Source organism: Enterococcus sp. SMC-9 (genome assembly GCF_021011285.1).
Taxonomy (GTDB): Bacteria; Bacillota; Bacilli; order Lactobacillales; family Enterococcaceae; genus Enterococcus_C; species Enterococcus_C montenegrensis.
The window spans coordinates 18,211-42,249 of record NZ_JAILYE010000001.1; the positions used below are offsets into that span (position 1 = coordinate 18,211).

The 24,039-nt window shown below is 36.9% G+C and carries 26 protein-coding genes and 1 riboswitch; of the genes, 7 read left to right on the plus strand and 19 right to left on the minus strand.

What is annotated here, in order from left to right; all coding sequences use genetic code 11:
- Positions 1-9 precede the first annotated feature (9 nt).
- From K4422_RS00085 to K4422_RS00095, 3 genes are all read right to left on the minus strand, one after another.
- Entirely contained in the window at positions 10-2,355 is a 2,346-nt protein-coding gene (locus tag K4422_RS00085) for an ATP-dependent DNA helicase (RefSeq protein ID WP_230708440.1), read from the minus strand.
- Between the two features lie 181 nt (positions 2,356-2,536).
- Complete coding sequence (locus K4422_RS00090; RefSeq protein WP_230708442.1) at positions 2,537-2,917, minus strand: phage holin family protein; 381 nt, start codon at positions 2,915-2,917, stop codon at positions 2,537-2,539.
- Positions 2,918-2,971: 54 nt separating this feature from the next.
- The gene (locus K4422_RS00095) at positions 2,972-3,667 is read right to left on the minus strand and encodes a B3/B4 domain-containing protein (protein ID WP_230708444.1); all 696 of its coding nucleotides are present in this window, start codon (positions 3,665-3,667) and stop codon (positions 2,972-2,974) included.
- Between the two features lie 138 nt (positions 3,668-3,805).
- Here K4422_RS00095 and K4422_RS00100 point away from each other — a divergent pair, with 138 nt between their 5' ends.
- From K4422_RS00100 to K4422_RS00110, 3 genes are all read left to right on the plus strand, one after another.
- Positions 3,806-4,438, plus strand: a complete 633-nt coding sequence (locus K4422_RS00100; RefSeq protein WP_206904147.1) for an MBL fold metallo-hydrolase — start codon at positions 3,806-3,808, stop codon at positions 4,436-4,438.
- A 48-nt stretch (positions 4,439-4,486) separates the two neighbouring features.
- Complete coding sequence (locus tag K4422_RS00105) at positions 4,487-5,194, plus strand: histidine phosphatase family protein (protein WP_230708446.1); 708 nt, start codon at positions 4,487-4,489, stop codon at positions 5,192-5,194.
- A gap of 201 nt (positions 5,195-5,395) precedes the next feature.
- Positions 5,396-6,229, plus strand: a complete 834-nt coding sequence (locus K4422_RS00110; protein ID WP_230708447.1) for an undecaprenyl-diphosphate phosphatase — start codon at positions 5,396-5,398, stop codon at positions 6,227-6,229.
- A gap of 241 nt (positions 6,230-6,470) precedes the next feature.
- On the opposite strand, the gene K4422_RS00115 is transcribed toward K4422_RS00110, so the two are convergent.
- On the minus strand, positions 6,471-7,094 hold the full coding sequence (locus K4422_RS00115; protein WP_206904132.1) for a DUF47 domain-containing protein: 624 nt from the start codon (positions 7,092-7,094) through the stop codon (positions 6,471-6,473).
- Between the two features lie 21 nt (positions 7,095-7,115).
- Positions 7,116-8,099 carry an inorganic phosphate transporter gene (locus K4422_RS00120; RefSeq protein WP_206904210.1) on the minus strand — a complete coding sequence of 328 codons (984 nt, stop codon included), beginning with the start codon at positions 8,097-8,099 and terminating at the stop codon, positions 7,116-7,118.
- Positions 8,100-8,341: 242 nt separating this feature from the next.
- Between K4422_RS00120 and rpsT the strand changes: the two genes are divergently transcribed.
- Entirely contained in the window at positions 8,342-8,596 is a 255-nt protein-coding gene (gene rpsT / locus K4422_RS00125; RefSeq protein ID WP_071864692.1) for a 30S ribosomal protein S20, read from the plus strand.
- A 66-nt stretch (positions 8,597-8,662) separates the two neighbouring features.
- On the opposite strand, the gene holA is transcribed toward rpsT, so the two are convergent.
- The 8 genes from holA to K4422_RS00165 form a co-directional block, all read right to left on the minus strand.
- On the minus strand, positions 8,663-9,685 hold the full coding sequence (gene holA, locus K4422_RS00130; RefSeq protein ID WP_230708449.1) for a DNA polymerase III subunit delta: 1,023 nt from the start codon (positions 9,683-9,685) through the stop codon (positions 8,663-8,665).
- A gap of 43 nt (positions 9,686-9,728) precedes the next feature.
- Positions 9,729-11,831, minus strand: a complete 2,103-nt coding sequence (locus K4422_RS00135) for a DNA internalization-related competence protein ComEC/Rec2 (protein WP_230708451.1) — start codon at positions 11,829-11,831, stop codon at positions 9,729-9,731.
- 145 nt (positions 11,832-11,976) lie between these two features.
- Complete coding sequence (locus K4422_RS00140) at positions 11,977-12,462, minus strand: ComE operon protein 2 (RefSeq protein WP_206904125.1); 486 nt, start codon at positions 12,460-12,462, stop codon at positions 11,977-11,979.
- Between the two features lie 24 nt (positions 12,463-12,486).
- Positions 12,487-13,107: a helix-hairpin-helix domain-containing protein gene (locus K4422_RS00145; protein WP_230708453.1), complete on the minus strand. Its 621-nt coding sequence runs from the start codon at positions 13,105-13,107 to the stop codon at positions 12,487-12,489.
- Between the two features lie 106 nt (positions 13,108-13,213).
- Positions 13,214-13,828: an HAD-IA family hydrolase gene (locus tag K4422_RS00150; protein ID WP_230708455.1), complete on the minus strand. Its 615-nt coding sequence runs from the start codon at positions 13,826-13,828 to the stop codon at positions 13,214-13,216.
- A 12-nt stretch (positions 13,829-13,840) separates the two neighbouring features.
- Positions 13,841-15,184 carry a PFL family protein gene (locus K4422_RS00155; RefSeq protein ID WP_206904110.1) on the minus strand — a complete coding sequence of 448 codons (1,344 nt, stop codon included), beginning with the start codon at positions 15,182-15,184 and terminating at the stop codon, positions 13,841-13,843.
- 15 nt (positions 15,185-15,199) lie between these two features.
- Positions 15,200-15,466, minus strand: a complete 267-nt coding sequence (locus K4422_RS00160) for an ACT domain-containing protein (RefSeq protein WP_206904108.1) — start codon at positions 15,464-15,466, stop codon at positions 15,200-15,202.
- Positions 15,467-15,563: 97 nt separating this feature from the next.
- Positions 15,564-16,232: a 2,3-bisphosphoglycerate-dependent phosphoglycerate mutase gene (locus K4422_RS00165; protein WP_230708457.1), complete on the minus strand. Its 669-nt coding sequence runs from the start codon at positions 16,230-16,232 to the stop codon at positions 15,564-15,566.
- 180 nt (positions 16,233-16,412) lie between these two features.
- Here K4422_RS00165 and K4422_RS00170 point away from each other — a divergent pair, with 180 nt between their 5' ends.
- Complete coding sequence (locus K4422_RS00170; protein ID WP_230708459.1) at positions 16,413-17,771, plus strand: MATE family efflux transporter; 1,359 nt, start codon at positions 16,413-16,415, stop codon at positions 17,769-17,771.
- 89 nt (positions 17,772-17,860) lie between these two features.
- Here K4422_RS00170 and K4422_RS00175 read toward each other — a convergent pair whose 3' ends face one another.
- The 6 genes from K4422_RS00175 to K4422_RS00200 all read right to left on the minus strand — a co-directional run bounded on the left by K4422_RS00175 (position 17,861) and on the right by K4422_RS00200 (position 22,075).
- Positions 17,861-18,229, minus strand: a complete 369-nt coding sequence (locus K4422_RS00175) for a P-II family nitrogen regulator (protein ID WP_206904098.1) — start codon at positions 18,227-18,229, stop codon at positions 17,861-17,863.
- Complete coding sequence (locus K4422_RS00180; RefSeq protein WP_206904096.1) at positions 18,226-18,981, minus strand: DUF1538 domain-containing protein; 756 nt, start codon at positions 18,979-18,981, stop codon at positions 18,226-18,228. Before K4422_RS00180 ends, K4422_RS00175 begins: the two co-directional genes overlap by 4 nt.
- On the minus strand, positions 18,978-19,661 hold the full coding sequence (locus tag K4422_RS00185) for a DUF1538 domain-containing protein (RefSeq protein ID WP_230708461.1): 684 nt from the start codon (positions 19,659-19,661) through the stop codon (positions 18,978-18,980). The genes K4422_RS00180 and K4422_RS00185 overlap by 4 nt, the downstream gene beginning before the upstream one ends.
- 235 nt (positions 19,662-19,896) lie before the next feature.
- Positions 19,897-20,529: a 3D domain-containing protein gene (locus K4422_RS00190; protein WP_230708463.1), complete on the minus strand. Its 633-nt coding sequence runs from the start codon at positions 20,527-20,529 to the stop codon at positions 19,897-19,899.
- 338 nt (positions 20,530-20,867) lie between these two features.
- Positions 20,868-21,005 carry a hypothetical protein gene (locus K4422_RS00195; protein WP_230708464.1) on the minus strand — a complete coding sequence of 46 codons (138 nt, stop codon included), beginning with the start codon at positions 21,003-21,005 and terminating at the stop codon, positions 20,868-20,870.
- Positions 21,006-21,115: 110 nt separating this feature from the next.
- Positions 21,116-22,075, minus strand: coding sequence for an L-lactate dehydrogenase (locus K4422_RS00200; RefSeq protein ID WP_230708465.1), 960 nt, complete (start codon positions 22,073-22,075; stop codon positions 21,116-21,118).
- A gap of 147 nt (positions 22,076-22,222) precedes the next feature.
- Positions 22,223-22,295: riboswitch (Fluoride riboswitch) on the plus strand.
- 88 nt (positions 22,296-22,383) lie between these two features.
- Here K4422_RS00200 and K4422_RS00205 point away from each other — a divergent pair.
- Positions 22,384-23,664: a chloride channel protein gene (locus K4422_RS00205; protein ID WP_230708466.1), complete on the plus strand. Its 1,281-nt coding sequence runs from the start codon at positions 22,384-22,386 to the stop codon at positions 23,662-23,664.
- The gene (locus K4422_RS00210) at positions 23,654-23,995 is read left to right on the plus strand and encodes a hypothetical protein (protein WP_230708467.1); all 342 of its coding nucleotides are present in this window, start codon (positions 23,654-23,656) and stop codon (positions 23,993-23,995) included. Before K4422_RS00205 ends, K4422_RS00210 begins: the two co-directional genes overlap by 11 nt.
- The last annotated feature ends 44 nt before the right edge of the window (positions 23,996-24,039 follow it).

Here is a 24,039-nt window from a genome sequence, read left to right on the forward strand (position 1 = left end):
GCAATCATTTTAGCTATTTTTTTGTGCCCAAAAATGCAATAAATTTTGTTTTAGTTCCTGACGATTGTTAATTGACAGATAATGTTGCCAATGCGCCGGAAAAAGGGCCTTATAATCAGAATTTTCAAACCGTTGATCTACTAATAAAACCACACCATAATCATTTTGATCTCGGATGACACGACCGGCTGCTTGTAGGACTTTGTTCATCCCCGGCAGTCGATATGCATAATCAAACCCTTTTTTGCCACCGTAATAGTCTTTTAGTAATTCTTGTTCAGGATTGATTTGAGGCAGACCAACAGTTACCACCATACTGCCGATCAAACGAGTTGCTTTTAAATCAATTCCTTCTGAAAAAACACCACCGAGTACACAAAATGCAACTAAAGAAGTTTTAGGTTCAGCTACAAAGGCCGCTAAAAAGTTTTCTCGTTCTATTTCAGTTAATTCAGTATTTTGAATCATTACCTGTATGTTAGGATAAGTTTTTTTGAAATCTTCAGCTACTAAATCCAAATACGCATATGAAGGTAGGAAAACGAAATAATTGCCTGTTTTGGCTGTTGCCATCTCATAAATAGCCAAAATTAAATCTGGCAAGCTTTTTTCGCGATTTTTGTAAGTTGTCGGAATATAGTCCAATAAAAATAACCCTTGGTTTTCTTTGGGAAAAGGACTGGGCAAACGATAACGCAATGCCTCACTGCCTCCGCCTAAAACATCTTGATAGTAATCTAATGGTGTAAAACTGGCAGAAAATAAAACCGCTCCTTTCCCTTTTGCTAGCATTTGCTCTAAAAACGGCGCCGGATCAAGACAAAATTGTTTTAAGGTAACATCGTGGTAGTTACGGGTAACTGTCGTGACATAATGATCGTCGTAAAGTTCGCTAATTTTAAGATAATTTAATACAGCAAAGTAGTAATTTAATGCGATTTCTTGGGCTTTGTCTTTCGGATTTTCGCCCAACCACTCTTGGAGTTTTTCAGAAACTTTATACAATCTTTTATTTAAAGTCTCGGCCGGTGGCGTTTGGGAGAAAAAAATATCATTTTTCTTTGTGACTGCTGTCTCAATTAGGCTAAACTCATCATCCAATGAAGTTAACGCCCGCCGTAATTTCCGCTCTTTTTTTGGTAGTAATGCTAGTAAATGTTCCCCGCTTTGCCGATTAATACTAGCAGAATACATTTCTCTTGAACGAGCGACTAGATTATGGGCTTCATCAATTAAAAAATAATAGTTTTCTTCTTCTTCAAAAAAACGGCGCAAATACACAGTGGGGTCAAATAAATAATTATAATCCCCTACAATAACATCGCACCATAAACTAACATCAAGGGACAACTCAAAAGGACAAAGGGTATGTTTTTTCGCGTATTTTTCAATAATTGGTCTAGTAATTTGATTTTCGTGATGCAATAAGTCCCATAAACCTTCGTTAATGCGATCGTAATACCCGTTAGCAAAAGGACAGTGCTCTGGGGTGCAGTTGCGTTCCGTCAAAAAACAAATTTTATCTTTGGCAGTGAGTGTAACACTTTTTACTTGGGCACCTTTTTCACCACTAAGGGATTTTAAGGCGTCTTCTGCTACTTGGCGGGTAATGGTCTTTGCTGTTAGATAAAAAATGCGGTCGTTGTCTTCTTCTCCTAATGCCTTTAAAGCTGGAAAAAGTGTTGAAATCGTCTTACCGGTACCTGTGGGTGCTTCAACAAAAAGCCGCTGTTGTGTTTTTAAGGTTTTATAGGCTGCAACAGCTAGCTCTCTTTGCCCAATCCGAAATTCATCATATGGAAATTGCAAAAGCTGTAAGGACGTATTGCGAACTCTACGCCAGTTGTTTTGAAATTCTAACCATTTTTGGTACTCGTTGGTTAAATCGCCAAAAAAATCAGCCAATTCTTCCAACTGGAATTGGCGAATTTCTTTTGTAATTTTCTCTTCAATTGTTTGAAAATACGTTAACTGAACACTAATTGTCGTTAATTCTTGTTGTAAAGCGTAAATATAAGCATAAACCATACCTTGATAAAAGAATAATTCTTTTTGTTCCGGCGGTAATTCCTCAAAAGGTGTTTCAGATGTTTTAATTTCATCAATCACATAGCCTACCTCATTGGCAAATAGTCCATCCGCACGCCCTTCTACTGTAAGTTCGTCATTATTTATTTTAACAGTCTGTTTTAAAAAGACTTCTTTTTGATAGTCGTCTCCGGCAGCTTTTTGCAGACGGCGGTGAATTTTGGCACCTTCTTGGGCTGTATGACTACTTGTATGACGACTATCGATACTCCCTTTACGCAAAATAAAGGTCACTAGTTTTCTAACTGAAACTCTCGCACTTTGCAAAGGCTCACCTCCCAATAATTTAAGTCATCTTTTTAAAATACAACTCAATTTAACAGAAATTAAAAACCAAAACAACTGGAAGCTGACTTTTCTATTAGGGCTATATAGGTCTTTTAAAAGCCAAAAAGCCATGACACTTTTGTCACAGCTTTTTTAAGTCAATTCATTTATTTTGTGGTTTTTATTTGCGTTTCCATAATGCAACGATTTCGGCCAAAAACTTTGTAAAGATCGTCATATCAAAGCCAAGTTTACGATAGTTTTCAAAAATAGATTCAATTTCTAAACATAAGTAGCCTAAATAAAAGACCCATAACATGGCGACACCCGTTTTAGCTGGCAAAATAAAGGCGACTGGAACAAAGAACAGTAACAACAACATGCTTGCCAGTTTTCGAATAATCCCATTAATGCCAATCCGAGAAGATATCACCCTTTTGATTTTAGCCACTACCATACCACTAAAAAAGTCAAAAATCATCGCAATTGCTAAAACTGCTACTACATTAAAAATCCCTGTACCTTGCAAATACAATAAAAAATACCAAAACTCTTGATACATCTTCTTCTCCTCCCTTCATTATAACAACGAAGAAAGCAGCAAAGATGTCAAAAATTATTCAAAAAAAGTGTCATCTTTTTGCGTAACAACAGCAATTTCATAAGCTGATAAAGGACATATTTTTTTAATATTTTTACAGACTCTTTTTAATGCCGCGATTCGTGAAGGGACATCGGTATTGGCATTTCCTTGCATGATTAATAATAGGTTTTTCGTCTTTGGTGTGATTTTATAAGCTTCGCCATCACGGGCATCAAGATACGCCATCACGCCTTTTTGATCGCGATAAATTATATCCCCTACGCTAACTTGTTTTTCATTAGAGCCAATTGGGAAAAAAACGGTCGCCTCATAGGCTCGTGTAAATTCAACAAATTCAGTAATGGTATCAAAATCATGGGCACCAATGGCCAAAAATGAGTGCAGTGCTTCTGCATTGTATAAATCTACAATACTATTTACCCGCGGCATACTTCCACGTCGCTGAATATTTTTGATCAAGGCTTCTGCTGTGGGGGGATTTTTTTTTACACTCTGACCGATTGCTTGCATCTTGGCACGATAACCCGCAATAACTGAATGAACACGAATCGCCTCTCGATCATAATTTGCCGCTAATTTCTCACTTGCGGTAATATAGTTTTCCAACTCTTTGGTTAACGGAACATCTGGTGTAACATTTGTTACTTTTGCTAGTACGATGGCTGTCATACCTAATTCTACTAAACTATCCCTCAGATAAAATTTCATCTTTTTTCTACCCCCGCTGCAACTTTTTTCTTTTATCATAGCATATTTATACAAAGGGCTACTTCAGACATCTCCCTTTGTTTGTTTTTGTTCTTTACGCTATACTGAAGGAGACAAATGTTGTTTGGAGGCGAAGAAATGGAAATTATCAAAATTCCAACCGGGGCAATTCAAGAAAATTGCTATTTAGTAGCTGATAAAGAAAATCTTTTAATTATCGATCCCGGTGCGGATGGTCCAATTATTATCCAAGAAATAGAAAAGTTAAAGGCAAAACCGGTAGCAATTTTATTGACCCATACCCACTATGACCACATTGGAGCTGTCGATGAATTACGCGATTACTACAACATTCCTCTTTATGTTAGCCCCTTAGAGGCAGATTGGTTGCAAGATCCGATTATGAATCTTTCTGGCCTAGGAAGACACGATGAGCTGGAAAACATTCTTGTTGCACCAGCAGACTTTTTATTTGAATTAAAAGAATACACGCTAGGCGGCATGACCTTTGAGGTTGTGGCAACTCCGGGTCATTCCATTGGGAGTGTTAGCTTTATTTTTGATTCTTTTGTTATCAGTGGCGATGCCTTATTCCGTGGCAGTATCGGGCGTACCGATTTACCAACAGGCAATCTTGAACAGCTATTGACCAGTATCAAAACAGAACTTTTTACTTTACCAGATGAATTTCCCGTCTATCCGGGTCATGGTGAGGCAACTACTGTTGAACGCGAAAAAAAATCCAATCCGTTTTTTCTAGCAACACGTTAGCATTTACTATTTTACTAAAAGTTAAAGAATTAAAAAGGAGATTTCAAGATGGAAAAAGTTGAACTTTATGTTATTCGTCATGGCAAAACAATGTTTAATGCACTGCAAAGAGCCCAAGGATGGTGTGACACTCCCCTAACGGAACAAGGTGCCCAAATGATTCATTATTTAGGTCTTGGTTTAAAAGAAACAGACTTCGTTGAAGCTGTTTCCAGTGATTCTGGCCGCGCAATCGAAACAATGCGGATCGTCTTAGGTGAACATAACGATGGGAATAAAATTCCTTACTCGATAGACAATCGCATCAGAGAGTGGTGCTGGGGTTCTTTAGAAGGTGGTTATGATTCTGAAATGTGGGGTGTTTTGCCTCGAGTTTTAAACTTTAAAGACAGCGAAGAAATGTGGGAAACTAACATTTCATTTGAAAAAATTGCTGAAGCTGTTAAAGATGCCGACACTGCTAATTGGGCAGAAGATTTTGAAACAATTAAAAATCGCGTACTTTCTGGTTTTGAAGATATTGCACATCGCGTGCAAAAAAAAGGTGGTGGCAAAGCTGTCATTGTTTCCCACGGCTTCACGATTGCCTTTTTACTCAATTTAATCGACGAAACACAACCGGTTCGGGTCGATTTGCAAAACGGGAGTGTCACTCGGTTAACTTATGACGAAAATGGCAATTTTTCCATCGAAGAAGTCGGTTCTACTAATTTTATTGAAGAGGGCAAAAAGATTTCAAAAAACCTTTTAGCTTAAACGTTTAATTCAATAAGTTTTTAAAAAAATATTTTCCCTTTAGACAGTCCGTCAAAAAATTTTGCGGATTGTCTTTTTTTTATAAAAGACTCAATAAAGCAATTGGTTTTCCAAAATTTTAAGGGTATACTATAGCCTGTAATCTTTTTATGGCGCTTAGTGCCAACTACAAACTTATCAAGTTAAGAAAGGAATGAAAGCATGTTTTTGCTTAACATTTTAAAAGCGATTATTCTAGGAATCATTGAAGGAATCACAGAATGGTTGCCAATTAGTAGTACTGGACACTTAATTTTGGCTAATGAATTTATCAAGCTGCAAGAATCAGAAGCCTTTATGACAATGTTTAACGTTGTGATTCAATTAGGTGCAATACTTGCGGTTATCTATCTTTACTTTAATAAATTGAATCCTTTTTCTCCTCATAAAAGTGAGATTGAGAAAAAAGATACTTGGAATCTTTGGTTCAAAGTTGTTGTAGCCGTTATTCCATCAGTTATTATCGGATTACCTTTAGATGATTGGTTAGATGCACATTTCCATAAGTTTTTCCCAGTAGCATTGATGTTGATTATTTACGGGATTGCTTTTATCGTGGTGGAAAAACGCAACAAAAATGTAACACCAAAATGCACAGATTTAAATAAATTTACTTACAAAGCAGCATTAATCGTCGGGATGTTCCAAGTCTTATCATTAGTGCCTGGTACTTCCCGCTCTGGTGCGACAATCTTGGGTGGTATTTTAATTGGGGCTTCTCGCTTTGTTGCCACCGAATTTTCTTTCTTTATGGGAATTCCTACGATGATTGGTGCCAGTGGTTTGAAAATTGTAAAATTTATTATGCATGGCAACAGTTTTAGCTTCCAAAGTACAATTGTATTATTAGTTGGTACTGCCGTATCTTTCATCGTTTCAGTATTAGCAATTAAATTTTTAATGAACTACATCAAGAAAAACGACTTTACCATTTTTGGCTGGTACCGAATTATTTTAGGCGTTATCTTAATTGGTTATTGGCTAATCGCAATGTAATTTTTTTCATTGAATAAAAGAAAAGGTGTGGCATCGAAGCGATGCCACACCTTTTCTTTATAACTTAGCAAAATATCTCGTCATTTACTAAAAAGACGTCGCTAAAAATAAACGTGTTTGCTATAAAAATAGCTAGATGAAACTTTTACGTTATTGAAAAATAACAGCTTAGCAGGTCAACGTAAATTTTTTTGTTTAAAAAAGGTGCGGACAAGTCATAAAACTTGCCCGCACCTTTTCATTAAGTATTTTTAATTACCATGCCGTCAATAATATCCACAGCATCTTCACTAGCATTAACGATTTGTTCCAAACGATCATAGACGTCTTTCCATTTAATAATTTCTAAAACGTCAGTTTCTTCGGTAAACAAGCCTTTTTTCAATTCAGAATATAGGCGGTCAGACTCTGATTCAACCTGATTTACTTCATCAATCATTTTCTTCAAAGTTTTTGAATGTTTAAACTTCGGAAATTCTAGCATCGCCGTATGAACTCCGTTTGTTGCTGTTAAAACCATTTTAGCAAACTCATCTGTTTGTGGACGCATTTTAGTAATAGCTAAGTTTTCAAAAAGATAAGTCAAGGCATTAATCCCGTCTAAAATATCATCGATTCTTTCTGCTATAATCAAAATATCTTCCCGATCAATAGGGGTTATAAATGCATCATACAATTCATTAGTCAGCTCCGTCACAATGCGGTCGCCTTCTTTTTCCAAATCATGAATTTTCTCTGCCTCTAATGTTAGCGTTTCTGCAGAATAATTTTTTACTAATTGCACTAACACTTCTGCCGCATCCGCTGCATTTTGGGTCAAATGTGCCATTGCACCTAAAAAATCATATTGTTTTCTTCGTGCCATTGTATAAGCTCCTTATCTAAATTAAAAGATTGCAACAAATAATTTCGCCATTAAATAGGCAATTAAACCACAACCTGGAAATGTCATTACCCAGGCAAAAATCATTTCTTTTACAATCCGCCAATCCACACTGGAAAGTCGTCTTGATGCGCCTACGCCCATAATAGCAGTCGTTTTAGTATGGGTAGTTGAAACTGGAATACCAAAGACTGAAGCTAGAAATAAAACAATTGCTGCACTTACGTCAGCAGAGAAGCCTTGATATTTTTCTAGTTTCACCATATCCATTCCGACCGATTTAATAATTTTCATACCACCAACGGAAGTTCCAATCCCCATCGTGATCGAACATAACGCCATTACCCATAGTGGAATGGTAAAACCACCACCAGTTTTTTCAGCCAAATTGTTATAGTAAAGGCCTAACATAAAGACCCCCATAAATTTTTGCCCATCTTGAGCGCCATGTAAAAAGGCATTGGCTGCCGCTGCAATAGCTTGGCCGACAGTAAAAAACTTGTTGGCTTTTCTTCTTGGAACATCGCGAAAAATAAGCGCAATGAGCTTAGTAATTAAATAGCCACCACCAAAACCTAAGATTGTAGACACGACTAAACCAATTAACACTTTAATCCACTCTTGTCCATTAACGGCACCAAGACCGCCTAAAGCCATTGCAGAACCAGTTAAACCAGCAATTAACGCATGGGATTCACTGGTGGGAATACCAAAATACCAAGCCGCGACTGCCCAGACAACAATTGAAAAAAGTGAAGCTGCCAGTGCTACTTGTGAGGCGCCAATATTCCCTTGGGCGTCAAAACTTACAATATTACTGATTGTTTCTGCAACTTGTGCATTAAAATAAGTCATCACTAATGCGCCAAGAAAGTTCATAATTACCGCGATCCAGATTGCCACGTTTGGTTTTAGAACCCGTGTAGAAACAGCCGTCGCAATGGCATTGGGTGCGTCAGTCCATCCGTTGACAAAAATAACGCCCATTACCAGGGTAATCGTTACAACTAATGCTATACTCAAAAAATTACACCACCAAAAAGCAGATTTGTTTTTTTACGTTAGTATCATAGCATATTTCAATTTTGTTTGCGCTATTTTTTTAACTTTTTCTGTTAAGTAAAATTTCTTTACAACTTTTATTGCATTGCTTACAATGTTTGGGTATAATGATTAGTGTTGATTTGTATGACTTATCATGCAAAACTTTTTATTCGGAGGTGAAACTTATGCCAAACATTGAATCTGCAATCAAACGCGTGAAAACTAGCACTGCTGCTAACGCTAAAAATTCATCTCAAATGAGTGCTGTGCGTTCAAGCATCAAAAAATTCGAACAAGCTGTCGAAGCTGGTGCCGACAACGTAGAAGCTTTGTATAAAGAAGCTAGCAAAGCGATCGATATGGCCGAAACTAAAGGCTTGATCCACAAAAATAAAGCTAACCGCGATAAAGCTCGTTTAAGCAAAAAAATCGCTAAGTAGTTTCAAAAAGCGTTGAAGTTAATTCTTCAACGCTTTTTCTTTTACTTATTAAGTTTAGCAAAATTTTTATCGCGCGGTTTTTAAAACAAAAAGTTGGAATAAAAATTCTTTATCCATCTGGCCCGTTTTAACAAGATAATCATTTTCGACTAATTCATCAAACAGCGTCATAAGCTGTTTTTCATCGTATTTTTTTACTTGCTGCATGGCCAATTTTACACGATAAGGATGTACCTTTACCGTCTGGGCGATATTGGCTTGTTGATAGCCCGCCTTCATCAATATTTTAGTCTGCAACAACAGGCGCACCTGCCCGATTAAAATAGCGTTGATTTTAATCGTCTCTTCTCCTTGTAGATGTAAATCTTCATATATCCGTAATGCTTTGTCGGCATTACCTGCTAAGACATTTTCTGTCAATTCAAAAATATTATTTTCCAAAGATTGTGGCACCAACTGTATAATCACATCTTTTGTTAAAGACGCACCCGTTGCCCCGTATAATAATAATTTATCCAACTCTTGCATTGCTTTGGTTAAATCCATTTCTGTAAGTTGCATAAAAGTATCAAAAGCCTGGCGGTCTAACTGAATGTTTGCAGCCGCTAGCGTCTGGCGCACATAACGCTGTACGTCTTGTTCTTTTAAAGGTTGTACATCGATTACAACTGCCTGTTTTTTTAACAACTTGGTGACCTTTTTACGTTCGTCTAATTTTTCATAAGGCGCAATCATAACTATGACACCACTTTGCGCCGGATCGGTTAAATAGCTCAAAAAATCTGTTAAGTCTTGTTCAATCACATTACTCTTTTTTTCTGCAGTCAAAAACAACGGATTTTCAGCAATGATTAACCGTTTATCTTCTAAAGAAAACAAAGACGGTGCTTGCGCTTCTGCCACGACTAAATTTAAAGGGTCCTGCTCCAAGTCAAAATAAACCAAGTCTAAATCATCTTTTTTTAATTGCAGTCGCTCCATAAAAGCGTGCTTGATGCGATCTTGCAAATAGCTTTCGGTCCCTAAGATAAGATATAACGGTGCCAGTGGTTTTTCTTTAATTGCTTGTAATGCTTCTTGGGCTTTCATTTTTTTCTCCTTACAATGACTCTTTTTTACATCCTAACATTTTCTACTGCGGAGGGCTAGCAGATTCTTCAACGGTTTTGGGCGTTGCGACAGGTTCTAAAAAGCCCCAAGAATAATAAATCATCCCTTGTTGATCGGTGCGAAAAGTTGTGACTTGCTGTTTGTTTAGTGTTTCTAAAACTTCCTGATGCGGATGATTAAAACGATTATTTAAGCCACAGGAAATAATAGCGGCTTTTGGTGCGACCTTTTGAATAAAGATAGACGAAGATGAGGTTTTACTCCCGTGATGTCCTAACTTTAATACATCGCTTTTTAAATTTTGGTATTTTTTTAGCAGCTGTTTTTCTCCAGCTTGATCTAAGTCTCCAGTCAATAAAAAGCGTTGCTTTTTTATTTGAGTTTGCAAAACAAGGGAGTCTTCATTTTCCCCTTTGCTTTTGAGGGGGGCAAAAACACGTAACGGAAAATAACCGGTGACAGATGCTGCCCCAGAAAGCAGTTTTAAATCTGTTTTTTTGGGCAACTGATTTAAAGACTTTGCAATATTGGGCTGTTTTTCACTTCCTGCACCTAAAACTAACTCCTTTACATCAAAATCTTCCAATACGACATCTAAGTCTCCCATATGATCACTGTCACCATGGGTAATAATTACGCTATCAATTTTTTTAATCCCGCAAGCTTTTAAAAAAGGTACCAGTGTATTTTGGGCATTGCTGTTTTGAATTTTCTGCTGCCATTTCTCTTGTGGAAAAAGCACTTTTCCACCTGTATCCACTAAAATTACTTCCCGGTTAAAGGGTGCTTTAAAAACGATCGCATCGCCTTGACCGACATCCACAAAAGCCACCATTAAAGGAAATGTCACGCGATTAATTAAAAATGGCAAAAAAAGCAGTAAAATAGCTAGTTTTATTTTAGAAAATTTCTTTTGATACAGATAAATCCCTAAAAAAGTTAGTAAAAAGACATATAACGGCGGTACCCAGCCAATTGGTAAAGTAAAATGGACGGTATTTGCCAAAAGACTTTCAAAGAGAAAAATAAATTTTTCAAATAAATGAATCAGAAAGTCAAACGAAATAACAAATGTACCGACTATAATCACCAGTCCTACTAGTAATAAAAAAAATTTGAACACTGGTAATAAGGTGACAGTTAAAAAACCGCCCAACAATGGCCATTCATAAAAATAAAAGCAAATTAACGGTAATGCCAAAAGGGTTAACCAACTACTCGTTTTAAAGTCTTTTAGCTTACCTTGCTCATTGACTGTGATAACCAATAAAAGCGACATCATAAAGGATAATTGCCCGCCAGTCTGGAAAATTAGTAACGGCTCTTTAAATAAACATAGCAAAAGAACAATACCAAATTTATCCATTGGTGATAAGACAATCGGCAAAAATTTTATTAATAGGTTTAAGATAAAAAGCAACGTTGCTCGCCAGATTCCAACGCTTCCACCTGTCAAAAGGAGAATAAATACAGCAAAAATAAGGACTGGCAGCAGACTTTCTTTTAACGTTAGCCGTAAGCATTGCAATAAACCTAACCATGCCCCTAAAAAGATATGCACATGCATACCTGAGATACTAAAAAAATGCAAAATACCACTTGGTGATAATGTGCCCTGCGTTTGTTTAAAGTCTTGATCTTTATAGCCAAAAAATAATGCCCCAAGATAAGCACTCGTTTTTTGTGGCAGCTTCCTCTTTAGCTGGCGAATAAAAAAAGCACGCACTTGATCCCAGGTGAAAGTTTTTTTAGCGTGCCAATTAATTTTTTTGCTATTTAACACACCACAATAACCATGGCTTCTCAAATACTTTTGTTGATTAAAGCCAGCTAAATTTCGCTGCCCTCTTCCTTTTGTAAACGTGCCAAAAATAGTAGCGTAGTTTTGCTGAAGGTCTTTATTTGCTATCTGCTTTTTTTCTGTCTCACTTTGAAAAGTATAATAACAGCTAAAAACTTCGCCACGTTGATTTTCGCCATGAAAACTCAAATTATCCCCATTAATTTTTAGACTATCTGCAGAAACTTTTAAAATAAACTCCTGTTTTAATGTATAATCATGATCAATTTTATCTAAAGTTGTCAGCAGCCGTGGTACGATAAAAAGACTGCAGAACCCAATCACAAAAACAAGTTTGAACTGGCGGCTGCAGCAAAAATAGACACAATATAAAAACAGTATTAAAAATAGCAGTGGACAATTTAAATAAATACCACAGATAATAAGAACCATCGCAAGACTCGGGATAATCCAGCGATTAGCTAAATCGTTAATCAGTTACTTCGTTTAAAGAACCAAAAGAAAGTTTTTGAAAATATTCAGGATCTAAGTCAACTTTTTGGGCGGTTGCTCCCACTTGTGCAATTAATTCAATCGCATATGGATCATTACGATAATCGTGTAAGTAGTAGATTTTTCGAATACCTGCTTGTAAAAGCGCTTTGGTACATTGCAGACAAGGAAAATGCGTTACATAAACCTCTGCTTGATCTGTGGAAATGCCTAATTTCGCGCATTGCAATAATGCATTCATTTCCGCATGAATGGTGCGAATACAATGGTTATCTACCACATAACAACCATCATCGATGCAGTGAACATCACCACTAACTGACCCGTTATAACCTCCTGCAATAATGCGTTTATCTTTTACTAATGTTGCCCCAACTTCAAGACGGGTACATGTACTGCGTAATGCTAAAAGTACCGCTTGTGCCATAAAATATTGGTCCCAAGGGATTCTTTGATCAGCCATAGCGTTGCTCCTTTATTATTTTATTTATATTGTAATCGATGCACGTAATTTTTCAACCGTCTTTTCCCCGATTCCTGAAACTTCTTTTAGCTCTTCTATTGATTTAAAACTTCCATTTTCTTCCCGATACGCAATAATTGCCTCCGCTTTTTTTTCGCCAATGCCTGAAAGTGTTTGTAACTTGGTTAAATCTGCGGTATTAATATTGACCATTTCTGAATTGGAAGTTGCCTGTTTACCGACGCTAAAATCATTACCAATACTGACAGACGTTGATTCTTTTTGATTTGGTACATAAACCATCTGTTGATCTTGCAATTTTTGGGCCAAATTAATTTCTTTTTGCAGGGCACCTTTAGTAAATCCTCCAGCTACTTGAACAAGTTTTTGCATCCTAGAATCCATAGGTAGTTCATACACCCCTGGTTTTGCAACCTCTCCTTTAATATCAACTGTAATTGTCTTTACTTTTGTTTTACTTTCCTTTGTCTGTTCAATTTGACTACTCGAGTCCAAAGGTAACGACGCCCATGACTTTTTTTCATTTTGTTTTTGCCAGATAAAAAGCCCGCCGATAAGCAACAAGACAGACAAAACTGCACCAACTAGTATCACTCGTGTTTTGTGTTCATAAAAAAATGCCATCTTCTTCCTCCTTTCACAATTATTTACGCAAAAGAAATAAAAAAACTGCAATAATTTCTAAATAAAAAAACGTGAAAACCAGCTTTTGCTAATCTTCACGATTTTTTTATTTTGTAATGAGATTTTGTAACTGATTAAAATCAGTAACGTAGTAATCTGCGGGGATATTTTTTAATAAGCCTTCATTATCAAAAAAGATGGTTTTTAAACCAGCCTGTTTACCCGCAGTAATATCTAAAAGGCGATCACCTACCATCACCATTTGCATTTTTATTAACTGATATTTGGCAAGCAAATAAAGCAACGCCTCTGGATTCGGTTTTCTTGCAAAATTATTTTCTTCGCCGACAATTTCAACAAAAAAATCAGTCAATTGGTAATAGGCCAATAATTTTTTGGTGGATGCGACAGTTCGATGGGTCATAATAAAATTTTGTCCACCCTGCTCTTTTACAGCCGATAACATTTCTCTTACGCCTTTAAAAGGATGCGGCCATTTATCCATTTGATCTTCATATTGATGAAATCGCTTGGAAAAATCAACAAAGTCTAAGTCATAGCCTTCAGTGACGGCTTTTGAAGATTTTTCTTTTAGAAGACGATAAATTTCTTCTTTTGGAGGATTTAGACCTTCTTCTTGCAAAACTTTTAAAATAGCTTTTAACATATTGGGGTACGTATCAAATAAAGTACCGTCAAAATCCCAAATAAAATCTTTCATTTTCATCAACCTTTAGTTTTTAAATGAATGGATTGGGGCTGGAATACGGCCGCCCCGCGCGATAAAATCAGCACTTTTAGCCGGATTAACTTTCATTACTGGCGCACGACCCAACAAGCCACCAAATTCTACCATGTCTCCAACTTTTTGTCCTTTAGCTGGAATTATCCGAACTGCAGTGGTCTTATGATTAATCACGCCAATCGCTGCCTCATCGGCAATCATTGCCGCAATCGTTTCAGCAGTCGTATCACCAGGAATAGCAATCATATCTAAACCAACTGAACAAATTGCCGTCATTGCTTCTAATTTTTCTAAATTCAATAATCCGTTTTCAACAGCTTTAATCATCCCTGCATCTTCAGAAACTGGAATAAAAGCACCCGATAATCCACCGACATGATTACAAGCCATAACGCCACCTTTTTTTACAGCGTCATTTAAAAGTGCCAAAGCTGCAGTTGTGCCGTGGGTTCCAACTGATTCCAAACCCATTTCCTCTAAAATTAAAGCCACGCTGTCTCCTACAGCAGGCGTTGGTGCTAATGACAAATCGACAATACCAAAGGGTACACCTAAACGTTTTGAAGCAACTTGTCCGACCATTTGACCCATACGCGTAATTTTAAAAGCAGTTTTCTTAACAGTTTCAGCTACGACATCAAAAGATTCGCCTTTCACTTTTTCTAATGCCCGTTTTACAACGCCGGGACCACTGACACCAACATTAATCTCACAATCAGCTTCACCAACGCCGTGAAAGGCGCCAGCCATAAATGGATTATCCTCAACTGCATTAGCAAAAACAACTAATTTGGCACACCCCATATCAGAAGCATCCGCAGTTTTTTTGATTGTTTCCCCCATTAATTTAACTGCATCCATATTAATTCCCGCCCGGGTAGAACCGATATTAACCGAAGAACAAACAAATTGCGTTTCTTTTAGCGCCTCTGGAATTGAAGCAATCAACGCCTCATCGGCACCTTGATAGCCTTTTTCAACTAAAGCTGAAAAGCCACCAATAAAGTTTACACCTAAAGCAATTGCTGCTTTATCTAAAGTTTTTGCAAAAGGAATGCAATCTTTTGTTCCACTTGCAGCAGCAATCAGTGAAATCGGTGTTACAGAAATACGTTTATTGATAATAGGAATACCGAATTCCGTTTCAATATCTTCTCCTACTTTTACCAAGTCGAAAGCTTTGGTTGTAATTTTTTGATAAATATTGTCACAAGTCTTTTTGACATCGCCGCTGATACAGTCTAGTAAAGAGATTCCCATTGTGATCGTACGTATATCCAGGTTTTCTTCTTCTACCATGCGAATGGTTTCTAAAATCTGATTTGTCTCCATGGTTATAACCCCTTACTATAATTTATGCATTGCATTAAAAATTTCTTCATTTTGAATGTTAATTTTGACACCTAAACTATCTCCTACTAAGTTAAGTGCCTTTTTGATACTTTCAAACTCTGCGGTTTGTTTTAACTGTAACATCATGGTCATTGTAAAATAATCTTCCATAATGGTTTGGGAGACATCTAAAATGTTAATATCTAAGTCAGCCAACTTTTGGCTGACGCCGGCAATGATTCCCACCTTGTCTTGTCCGATTACTGTTAAAATAGCTTTCATAAAAATACCTCCTGTTTTTTTCGAGTATAGCAAAAAAAAGTTGTCCTTTCGACAAAAAAGTGAACATAATTGAATTATAAGCTTGAAAAGTTCGTGTTTATAGCAACTTTTTCGCGATTATTTGCAGCTTATCGTCGAATTCATAAACGATTGGTGCAGCATTGGGAATTGCAATCGTATCCATCTCATTTTCTGGAACAGCTTCTAAATATTTCACTAATGCCCGTAAACTGTTGCCATGTCCAGCTATTAAAATATTCTTACCCTCTAACAATAGCGGTACAATTTGATCTTGCCACAATGGAATAACCCGTTTAACCGTTAAGTCAAGACTTTCTCCTTTTGGTAGATCTTGGGTTGCCAAATTTTGATAACGGCGATCAAAATTTCCTGCATATTCTAATGGTGGCATTTCAAAATATCCCCGCCGCCATTTTTTTACTTGTTCTGCGCCATAAATTGCTGTCATTTCATCTTTATTCTTACCAATTAAAGCACCATAATGTCGTTCATTTAAGCGCCAAGTTTTTATTAATGGCACCCACAATTGATCGCTTGCTTCTAAAACCAATTGACTTGTTAAAATGGCACGTTGCAAAACAGAAGTAAAAACGGCATCAAATTGCAGCTGAGCCATTTTTATTTTATTTCCAGCTGCTTTTGCCTGCTCTTCACCTTTTTTTGTTAAGGGGACGTCCAGCCACCCCGTCCAATAATTTTCAAAATTTGCAATACTTTCACCGTGGCGTATCAATACAACTTTCATCTTGCCGCCTCCTTAGCTCTATTATCCCAGTAATAAAAAGAAATGTCATGAAAAAAATGAAAATTCTTGCAAAACCTCTTTGAAAAGGCTTGTATTTAATAGTCGTTATGCTACCATTTACTTTGCTTAGGTAACAAGTTTGAATTAAAAATAAATTTACAAAAAAATAGGAGTAAATAAATGAAAGATTTGACAAAAGGAACACCGGCCAAACTGATTTTTATGTTTACAATTCCATTATTTGTAGGGAATATTTTCCAACAGTTTTACAATATGGTAGACATGATCATTGTCGGTCAAACAATCGGCAAAGATGCTTTAGCCGCTGTAGGTTCAACAGGGAGCATTACTTTTTTAATCATTGGTTTTGCCCAAGGTTTAACCGCAGGGCTTTCCATTATTACTGCCCAACGTTTTGGTGCAAAAGATTACAAAGGAGTCAAAAAAAGTTTTGCTGCAAGTCTTGTGATTAGTTTAATCGTTACCCTTATTTTGACGGTTTTGAGTTTAGTTTTTCTACGCCCTTTACTGCATATTATGCAAACTCCACCAGAAATTTTTGATCAAGCGGAAGAATTTATCTCCGTTATTTTGGGCGGAATGTTTGCAGCCATGGCTTTTAATCTTTTGAGTAATATGGTGCGGGCGTTAGGGGACAGTCGTACGCCGTTATTCTTCTTGATTTTTGCTGTCATCATCAACGTGGTATTAGATCTAATTTTCATTACTAAATTTAATATGGGTGTATCAGGCGCTGGTTATGCAACGGTTATCGCCCAAATGTCAGCTAGCTTGATGTGCTTTATTTATATTAAACGCCGTATCCCGCTTTTACAAATTAGCAAAAATGATTTCAAAAACTTAAAAGATGAATACCGTGTTCATTTAAATGCCGGTCTACCAATGGCCTTTCAAGCTTCTATTATCGCTATTGGGGCAGTTATTTTACAGTCGGCACTCAATAGTTTGGGAACAGATGCAGTAGCAGCTCAAGCTGCTGCCGGACGGATTGATCAATTTGCAACTCAGCCGATGATGAGCTTTGGCGTGACAATGGCCACCTTTACCGCCCAAAATTACGGGGCAAAAGAATATGGGCGCATTCTAGAAGGGGTCAAGCAATGCTTAATTATGAGTATTATTTTTAGTATTGTTGCAGGCATTGTCGTAATTTTATTTGGTGATTCCTTTGTTGCATTATTTGTTAGTCGTAGTGAGACGAAGGTTTTTGAACTTTCTCGTATTTACTTTTTAATCGTCGCTAGTCTTTATTGGATTTTGGCTATTCTTTTTATTTTACGGTATACGCTACAAGGCTTGGGACAGACCAAAATCCCCACAATCGCGGGTATCATGGAATTGATTATGCGTTCTTTTGCTGCAATTGTTTTAACTCACTACTTCCAATATCCCGGGGCAGCAGCTGCTTCTCCACTTGCTTGGGCTGGATCAGTCGTTGTTTTATTGTACTCTTATGTTAGAGCGATGAAAGATTTACGTCGTTTAGATCATGAGCAAAAAGCGCAATTACCAAACTAAACCCTGCAATTAAAAAATCACCAGCTAGTATTTCTTACTCTTTTTAAAGACTAAGAAATACCAGCTGGTGATTTTACTTTTTTACTACACTAATCTAATAATTGATCCATATCGACTACTTTACGATAGGAATTGATTTCTGTGATTCCCATTACCTTATCAATATCAATACTAAAGCAAATTCCATTACCGGGCTCGCTAATTTTAATCCCTTTACCAATAGCATCCATCACTTCATTTGTTAAAGTATCTGGCACCAAAGTCAAAACAACATCTTTTTCAGGTTCAATTTCAATCCCGAAAAACTTTCCTTTATCATGAGAGCCAGATCCTTTACCATGAAGCAAAGTTCCGCCATTTGCTCCGGCTAATTTTGAATAATTAATGACCTCATCGCCAATGCCACGGTCTACAATCGTAATAATCATCTCAAGGTTCAAAGCTACTGGTTTGTTCATTTTTCAGCCTCCATTTTCACTGCTTTTTGTTCTGCTCTTTTTTTATAAATATATCCTAGTGCTAAGGTGGATAAAATCGGTGTTAAAGCAATTAAGGCCACCACACCAAAACCATCAATCAACGGGCTACGCCCTTCAATTTCAGCCGCAATAGCAACGGCCATTGATAAAATAAAGGTTGAACACATCGGTCCAGTTGCCACCCCGCCATTATCAAATGCCATGGCCAAAAACATTTTGTCAACTTTACGTCCTAAAATAAAGACTGCAATATAGCCCGGAATAAGAAAGTAATAAAGGCTAAATCCTGCCAGTAAACGCCACATCGACAAACTAACCGCTGCCCCAATTCCAAGCGACACGACAGCTAATAGTACCTTGCCGCGTACCGTTCCACCACTTTCTTCTTCCACTTGTTTGACCATCACGTGAATTGCAGGTTCAGCAAAGCCTACCAAAAAACCCATTAAAAATCCCAAGGGAATTAAAATCCAATTGTAATCCAGTTGTGCAATTTCACTTCCTAAATATTGCCCCACTGGCACATAAGCAATGTTAACACCATGCAAAAATAAAATTAACCCTACTGTCGTAATCAAAAAACCTTTTAAAATCTGACTGAATTTCTTTTTACTCAGCTTAAAGCTGGTAAAATTTAACAAGACAAATAAAAAGACAATTGGAAAAATTGCAATTAAGACATCTTTAATCATTTCAGTGAAGCCGGTAAAGACTTGTTGTAAAAAAATCATTGGAAAATCACCCCCAAAACCATTACTGCAAGTATTGGGCCTAAAGAAGAAACACCTACCATACCAAAACTATCGTTTTCTCCTTTTCCTTGATGAATCATACTCGTCAACCCACTGGCCAATGCTAAAATAAACGGTACTGTAACCGGACCTGTGGTGACACCGCCAGCATCAAAAGCGATCGGCATAAATTCCGGGCTGGTAAAAAATGAGGCGATAAAGACTGCAACATAGCCAATTAACATCATGTGATAATAAGACAGACGAAACACTGTTCGTAACAAGGCAAAAGCCAGAAATATTCCCGTACCGACGCTTACTACCCCAATCAGAACAGCTTTTGTAATCGTACCCTCTGAGATTTCTGTCACTTGTTGTGCCAAAACCTGGACAGAAGGCTCGGCAATTGTTATCCCGATGCCAATTGAAAAGCCCAGACTAATCATGATTGCTAAACTGCGGCGTTTGATCATATATTCCCCTACTAATTCGCCAACTCGCAACATCGAATATTCCGCACCAAATAAAAACAGCGTCATGCCAATCATCATAATTCCTGCCCCAACAATAAAAGTAGCCAGGTCTTCAAAAGGTAACGGCGCAAAAATAAAAGTCAAAATGACAATTAAAACTGTCATCGGTAAAATAGCAACAATCACTTCTTGAAAATTTTTTCGCATATGGTCCCTCCTTAAAAAAATTTTCGATACTTTTGCCAAAAAAGTACCTAATAATTTAAGTATACAATAAAATGACAAACAAAAAACAAAACCATGTCTATTTTTTAATGATTATCACTTTTCCCTCATATATTTATTACGTAGCAGGCTTGTCTGCAAAAACAAAGCAAAAAAGCACAAGCCAGTCTTTTTCAATATGAAAGACTGGCTTGCGCCTCTAATTATAATTTTTAAATTAATTATCTAAAATGGTTACTTGCACTTGTCGGCGGCCCCAAACATCACATTGTGCGGCTGTCGGAAAATGAACGTCAATAATATTTCCTTGAATTGCAGAACCCGTATCAACTGCGTAGGCCTCGCCATAACCTTCAACATATAAATGGGTACCTAAAGGAATAACGCTAGGATCAACGGCAACTGCCATCGGATTTTCTAAAAGATTTTGACCAGTCGCAGTCACTGTGCCACCACCTAAAGCATCGGCCGGATCAGAGCTATATGCAGTTGACTCCATCGTGATTGTACGACCAGAGTAGGCTGTATTCGTTGTTGCTGCTGAACTTTCTTCTTGGCTCGTTGTTTGATTAGCTGGTGCAGCAGTAGTGTCTGATGAAGTCGTAACATCTTTGTCTGTATCAAATTTCAATACTTGTCCATCAATGATTAAATCAACGTTTGTAATTTTATTTGCTGTTGCAATTGCTTGAACATGATCTGTGTCACCATAGTATTTCAAAGAGATACTTGTTAATGTATCTGAACTTGTAACGGTATGTTCAACTTCGGCGGCATTGGCATTAACACCAAAGGCTGCGACACCGGCTAGAATTGCTGTTGTTGCAAAAAGTGATTTTACTAATTTCATCTATAAGTTGCTCCTTTATTGTTTCAATATTCGTCTCAAACGACTTGTATATCATAACAAGGAGCAGCGATTTATAGGTGACAACGCCGTAACAGAATATTTCAGTTTCACAAAAATTATTACAAAAAACCAGCTTTATTAAAAAAGAGGTGGTCTATTCCTTTTATCTTTTGAATTATTTCCTTCAAAAATTTTCTGACAATTGTCATATAACAACCATAATTTAAGTGATAAAAATTAAGAAAACATTAATCGTAAAATGAAAGCCTTACTTTCAACCTAAAAATTACAAAAATATTATTTTGTTACTCCATTTTGTAATGTAATATCTCTTTCTACTATCGTTTCTTACGCCAATCTTTGATTAACTTTTTCAATAAAATCGTGCCACACACAATCAAGGTGACATTTTCAATGGTTTTTCTTTCAAAAGTCAATTGATAATGGAAATCTTTATTTTTAACTTCTACTTTCAAATTTCGACCTCCTAAAAATCGGATACTATTTTTGTTCAACTTATGGCGATTTAACATTTAATTTATGTGGTTTACTTTTTTTACTTTATGCGCAACAGGAAAAATTTAGACTAGTTTTCATACTTTTGAATTTTTTCTGTGTATTCCCGAATAACCGTTGCAGAGTGATGGAATTTTGCTTCTTCTTCTGCAGTCATATGAATTTCTAAGATATCAAAAACACCCGAGCGATTTAAAACAGCTGGAACACCAGCAAAAATTCCTGTTTCATCGTACTCACCTTCCAATAAAGTTGAAACCGGAACAATTGAGTTTTCGTCATATAAAACAGCTTTAATAATCCCCACGCAGGCAGATGCAATCCCATAATAAGTTGTTCCTTTACGGTTATAGATCTCCCAACCTTCTTGTGTAGTTTTATAAACTATCTCATCTAAGTCTACATCTCCTACTAATTCCGTATTATCAGCGATGATATCTGTAAATGATTTTCCCGCTACCGTTACCGTTGACCAAGGTACCATCAAAGAGTCCCCATGCTCACCTAGAGCGTATGCATATACACTTCTAGGATCAACATCAACTAAATCTGCTAAAAAGTTTTGTAAACGAGCAGAATCAACAGAAGTTCCAGAACCAATAACTTGGTTTTTGGGTAGCCCTGATAATTTATAAACCAAATGTGCTAACATATCGACTGGATTAGAAACAACAATAAAAATTCCATCAAAACCACTTGCCATGACAGGTTCCACAATTGATTTAGCGATTTTGGCACTAATATCTAAGGTATCCAATCGCGTTTGTCCTGTTTTTGGTGGTGCACCGGCAGTAATAACGACAATATCTGCATCTGCACAATCTGTGTATGTGCCAGCTTTTACCCGCACATTCCGACCTAAAAAACGAATGGAATTTCGCAAATCCCGTACTTCACCTGACGCTTTTTCAGCATTTATATCAACCATTAACACCTCATCACAAACACCTTGGGTAATGAGACTAAAGGCAGTTGAAGAACCCACCAGACCACTACCAATAATTGCAACTTTAGATTTATTTATTCGCATATCTTCACCTCAAATTTATTTTGAATACATCATTATGTTATCAAAAGCGCGTCAAACTGACAAAGCATTGACGTTATTCACTGTCAAAAAATATTTTCTGAAATTTTCTTGACTTGAATACTACTTTTCGCTAAACTAACAACAGTTAAATATCTCGGGAATGATGTTCTCCCTTGGAATTATCCAAAACCGCTATTAAGCTAATGACTTCTGCAAGTTTATTTGTAGAACCATTAGCTTTTTTTTGTGTTTATTTTGCGAAAACATCAACCCAGATATTTCATCACATTATTTTTAGGGGGATTTAAATGTTCGAAAAAGCAGTAGTAAAAATGGTAAAAGAAAGTGGCATTTTTTACGGTGCGGTTTTCATTGTTGCACTTATTACCGGGACCGTCTCTCATTTTTTATTAGCCGGTTTAGCTTGGGTGGGAAGTTTCCGAGATAGCCATGCCTATCTCCTATATTTTTTACCAATACTGGGTGTCCTAACTGCCTATATATACCAAAATTATGGCAAAGGCGCAGATAAGGGTAACAATTTGATTATTGAAAGTATTCAAAAAGAAGCTCGTGTACCAGTCAGAATGGGATTTTTTACTTTTATCTTTACAATTTTATCCCATTTATTTGGTGCCTCTGTTGGTCGTGAAGGCAGTGCTGTACAAATTGGCGGTGTTGTTTCAAACAAATTAGGCTTACAATTAAAATTAAATAAAAAAAACCGCAAACTATTAATTCACGCGGGTATCAGTGCCGGTTTTGCCTCGATCTTTGGTACTCCTTTAGCTGGAGCATTTTTTGGCATGGAAATGGCGTATATTGGAAAAATAGAGCGCAACGCTTTACTAGCTTGCTTTACAGCTGCATACGTCGGCAATTTTACAGCGTTAATTTGGGGTACCAGTCATAGTCATTATCATATTGAGGAATTAACAAGCATTACACCCCGCTTTGTTTTAGTATTTATTGTTGCAAGCATTGCCTTTGGTTTAGCTGGACGACTGTTTGCCTACTTAACTCACAGCTTTAAAAAATTTTATCGCCAAGCTCTTCCCCATTTTTTAATACGAGCATTTGTTACAGGTGCGATTGTAGTTATCCTAATGCTCCTTTTGCAAGGAGAAAAATATGAAGGATTGAGCCTTTGGATGATAAAGGATGCCTTTTTAGGACTTGCATCTGTAAAACAGGCCTTGTTTAAATTATTGTTTACTAGTTTAAGTTTGGGGGCAGGTTTTCAAGGTGGTGAAGTGACACCATTATTTGATATCGGGTCTGCTTTAGGATCTGGAATTGCTACCAGTTTTCAACTTTCACCTAGCTTATTTGCTGCCATTGGTATGATTTGTGTCTTCGGTTGTGCTGCTAACGCTCCTTTAACGACAATTATGTTGGGGATTGACTTATTCGGCGCAAAAATGCTGCCTTTTTATGTAGCAAGTGCTTTTATTAGTTATTTCATATCCGGTCATCAAGGGATTTATACGTCTCAACTTATTGTGCGACCAAAATCTGTTCTTTTAAAAAAGCACGTTGGCTATCGCTTATCTGAAATTCCCAAAAAAGGAGTCTCAAATGAAAACTAATCCGGAAAAAATCTTCCTCACAAAATTATTTGGCAATAAGCGTCTTCATACTTTGCATTTTAACAAAACCGGTACAAGGTACTTTCACATCAAAGTCTTTGACGGTACGGTGCAGGCAATTCATAACAGCTATAGTTTAGACACCAGAAATTGGTTAGATAATCCCAAACATACTAAACCCTATCAATCCCAGCATATCTTAAAAGCTGGCGAAGAAAAAATTATTAAATATGAAATTGGTAAAGTTCACGAACAGCACGATAAAGTCTTCGTAATAAATCATCATTTGTTTAAATCAGCTAGCTTCTCCATTCGTGAAATTACTGATTAAACATAACCTTCTTTTATATAAAAAAAGCCAGTTTTGCTTACGGC

What these genes read in the sequence shown, in the direction of transcription:
- K4422_RS00140 (WP_206904125.1), bottom strand. Translation starts at nt 12,462, where the DNA reads ATGGCTGATCAAAGAATCCCTTGGGACCAATATTTTATGGCACAAGCG.
- K4422_RS00155 (WP_206904110.1), bottom strand. Translation starts at nt 15,184, where the DNA reads ATGGAGACAAATCAGATTTTAGAAACCATTCGCATGGTAGAAGAAGAA.
- K4422_RS00095 (WP_230708444.1), bottom strand. Translation starts at nt 3,667, where the DNA reads ATGAAATTTTATCTGAGGGATAGTTTAGTAGAATTAGGTATGACAGCC.
- K4422_RS00145 (WP_230708453.1), bottom strand. Translation starts at nt 13,107, where the DNA reads ATGGCATTTTTTTATGAACACAAAACACGAGTGATACTAGTTGGTGCA.
- holA (WP_230708449.1), bottom strand. Translation starts at nt 9,685, where the DNA reads ATGAAAGCCCAAGAAGCATTACAAGCAATTAAAGAAAAACCACTGGCA.
- K4422_RS00100 (WP_206904147.1), top strand. Translation starts at nt 3,806, where the DNA reads ATGGAAATTATCAAAATTCCAACCGGGGCAATTCAAGAAAATTGCTAT.
- K4422_RS00210 (WP_230708467.1), top strand. Translation starts at nt 23,654, where the DNA reads ATGAAAACTAATCCGGAAAAAATCTTCCTCACAAAATTATTTGGCAAT.
- K4422_RS00200 (WP_230708465.1), bottom strand. Translation starts at nt 22,075, where the DNA reads ATGCGAATAAATAAATCTAAAGTTGCAATTATTGGTAGTGGTCTGGTG.
- K4422_RS00115 (WP_206904132.1), bottom strand. Translation starts at nt 7,094, where the DNA reads ATGGCACGAAGAAAACAATATGATTTTTTAGGTGCAATGGCACATTTG.
- K4422_RS00170 (WP_230708459.1), top strand. Translation starts at nt 16,413, where the DNA reads ATGAAAGATTTGACAAAAGGAACACCGGCCAAACTGATTTTTATGTTT.
- K4422_RS00090 (WP_230708442.1), bottom strand. Translation starts at nt 2,917, where the DNA reads ATGTATCAAGAGTTTTGGTATTTTTTATTGTATTTGCAAGGTACAGGG.
- K4422_RS00175 (WP_206904098.1), bottom strand. Translation starts at nt 18,229, where the DNA reads ATGAACAAACCAGTAGCTTTGAACCTTGAGATGATTATTACGATTGTA.
- K4422_RS00180 (WP_206904096.1), bottom strand. Translation starts at nt 18,981, where the DNA reads ATGATTTTTTTACAACAAGTCTTTACCGGCTTCACTGAAATGATTAAA.
- K4422_RS00110 (WP_230708447.1), top strand. Translation starts at nt 5,396, where the DNA reads ATGTTTTTGCTTAACATTTTAAAAGCGATTATTCTAGGAATCATTGAA.
- K4422_RS00160 (WP_206904108.1), bottom strand. Translation starts at nt 15,466, where the DNA reads ATGAAAGCTATTTTAACAGTAATCGGACAAGACAAGGTGGGAATCATT.
- K4422_RS00190 (WP_230708463.1), bottom strand. Translation starts at nt 20,529, where the DNA reads ATGAAATTAGTAAAATCACTTTTTGCAACAACAGCAATTCTAGCCGGT.
- K4422_RS00105 (WP_230708446.1), top strand. Translation starts at nt 4,487, where the DNA reads ATGGAAAAAGTTGAACTTTATGTTATTCGTCATGGCAAAACAATGTTT.
- K4422_RS00165 (WP_230708457.1), bottom strand. Translation starts at nt 16,232, where the DNA reads ATGAAAGTTGTATTGATACGCCACGGTGAAAGTATTGCAAATTTTGAA.
- rpsT (WP_071864692.1), top strand. Translation starts at nt 8,342, where the DNA reads ATGCCAAACATTGAATCTGCAATCAAACGCGTGAAAACTAGCACTGCT.
- K4422_RS00205 (WP_230708466.1), top strand. Translation starts at nt 22,384, where the DNA reads ATGTTCGAAAAAGCAGTAGTAAAAATGGTAAAAGAAAGTGGCATTTTT.
- K4422_RS00150 (WP_230708455.1), bottom strand. Translation starts at nt 13,828, where the DNA reads ATGAAAGATTTTATTTGGGATTTTGACGGTACTTTATTTGATACGTAC.
- K4422_RS00120 (WP_206904210.1), bottom strand. Translation starts at nt 8,099, where the DNA reads ATGGGCGTTATTTTTGTCAACGGATGGACTGACGCACCCAATGCCATT.
- K4422_RS00185 (WP_230708461.1), bottom strand. Translation starts at nt 19,661, where the DNA reads ATGCGAAAAAATTTTCAAGAAGTGATTGTTGCTATTTTACCGATGACA.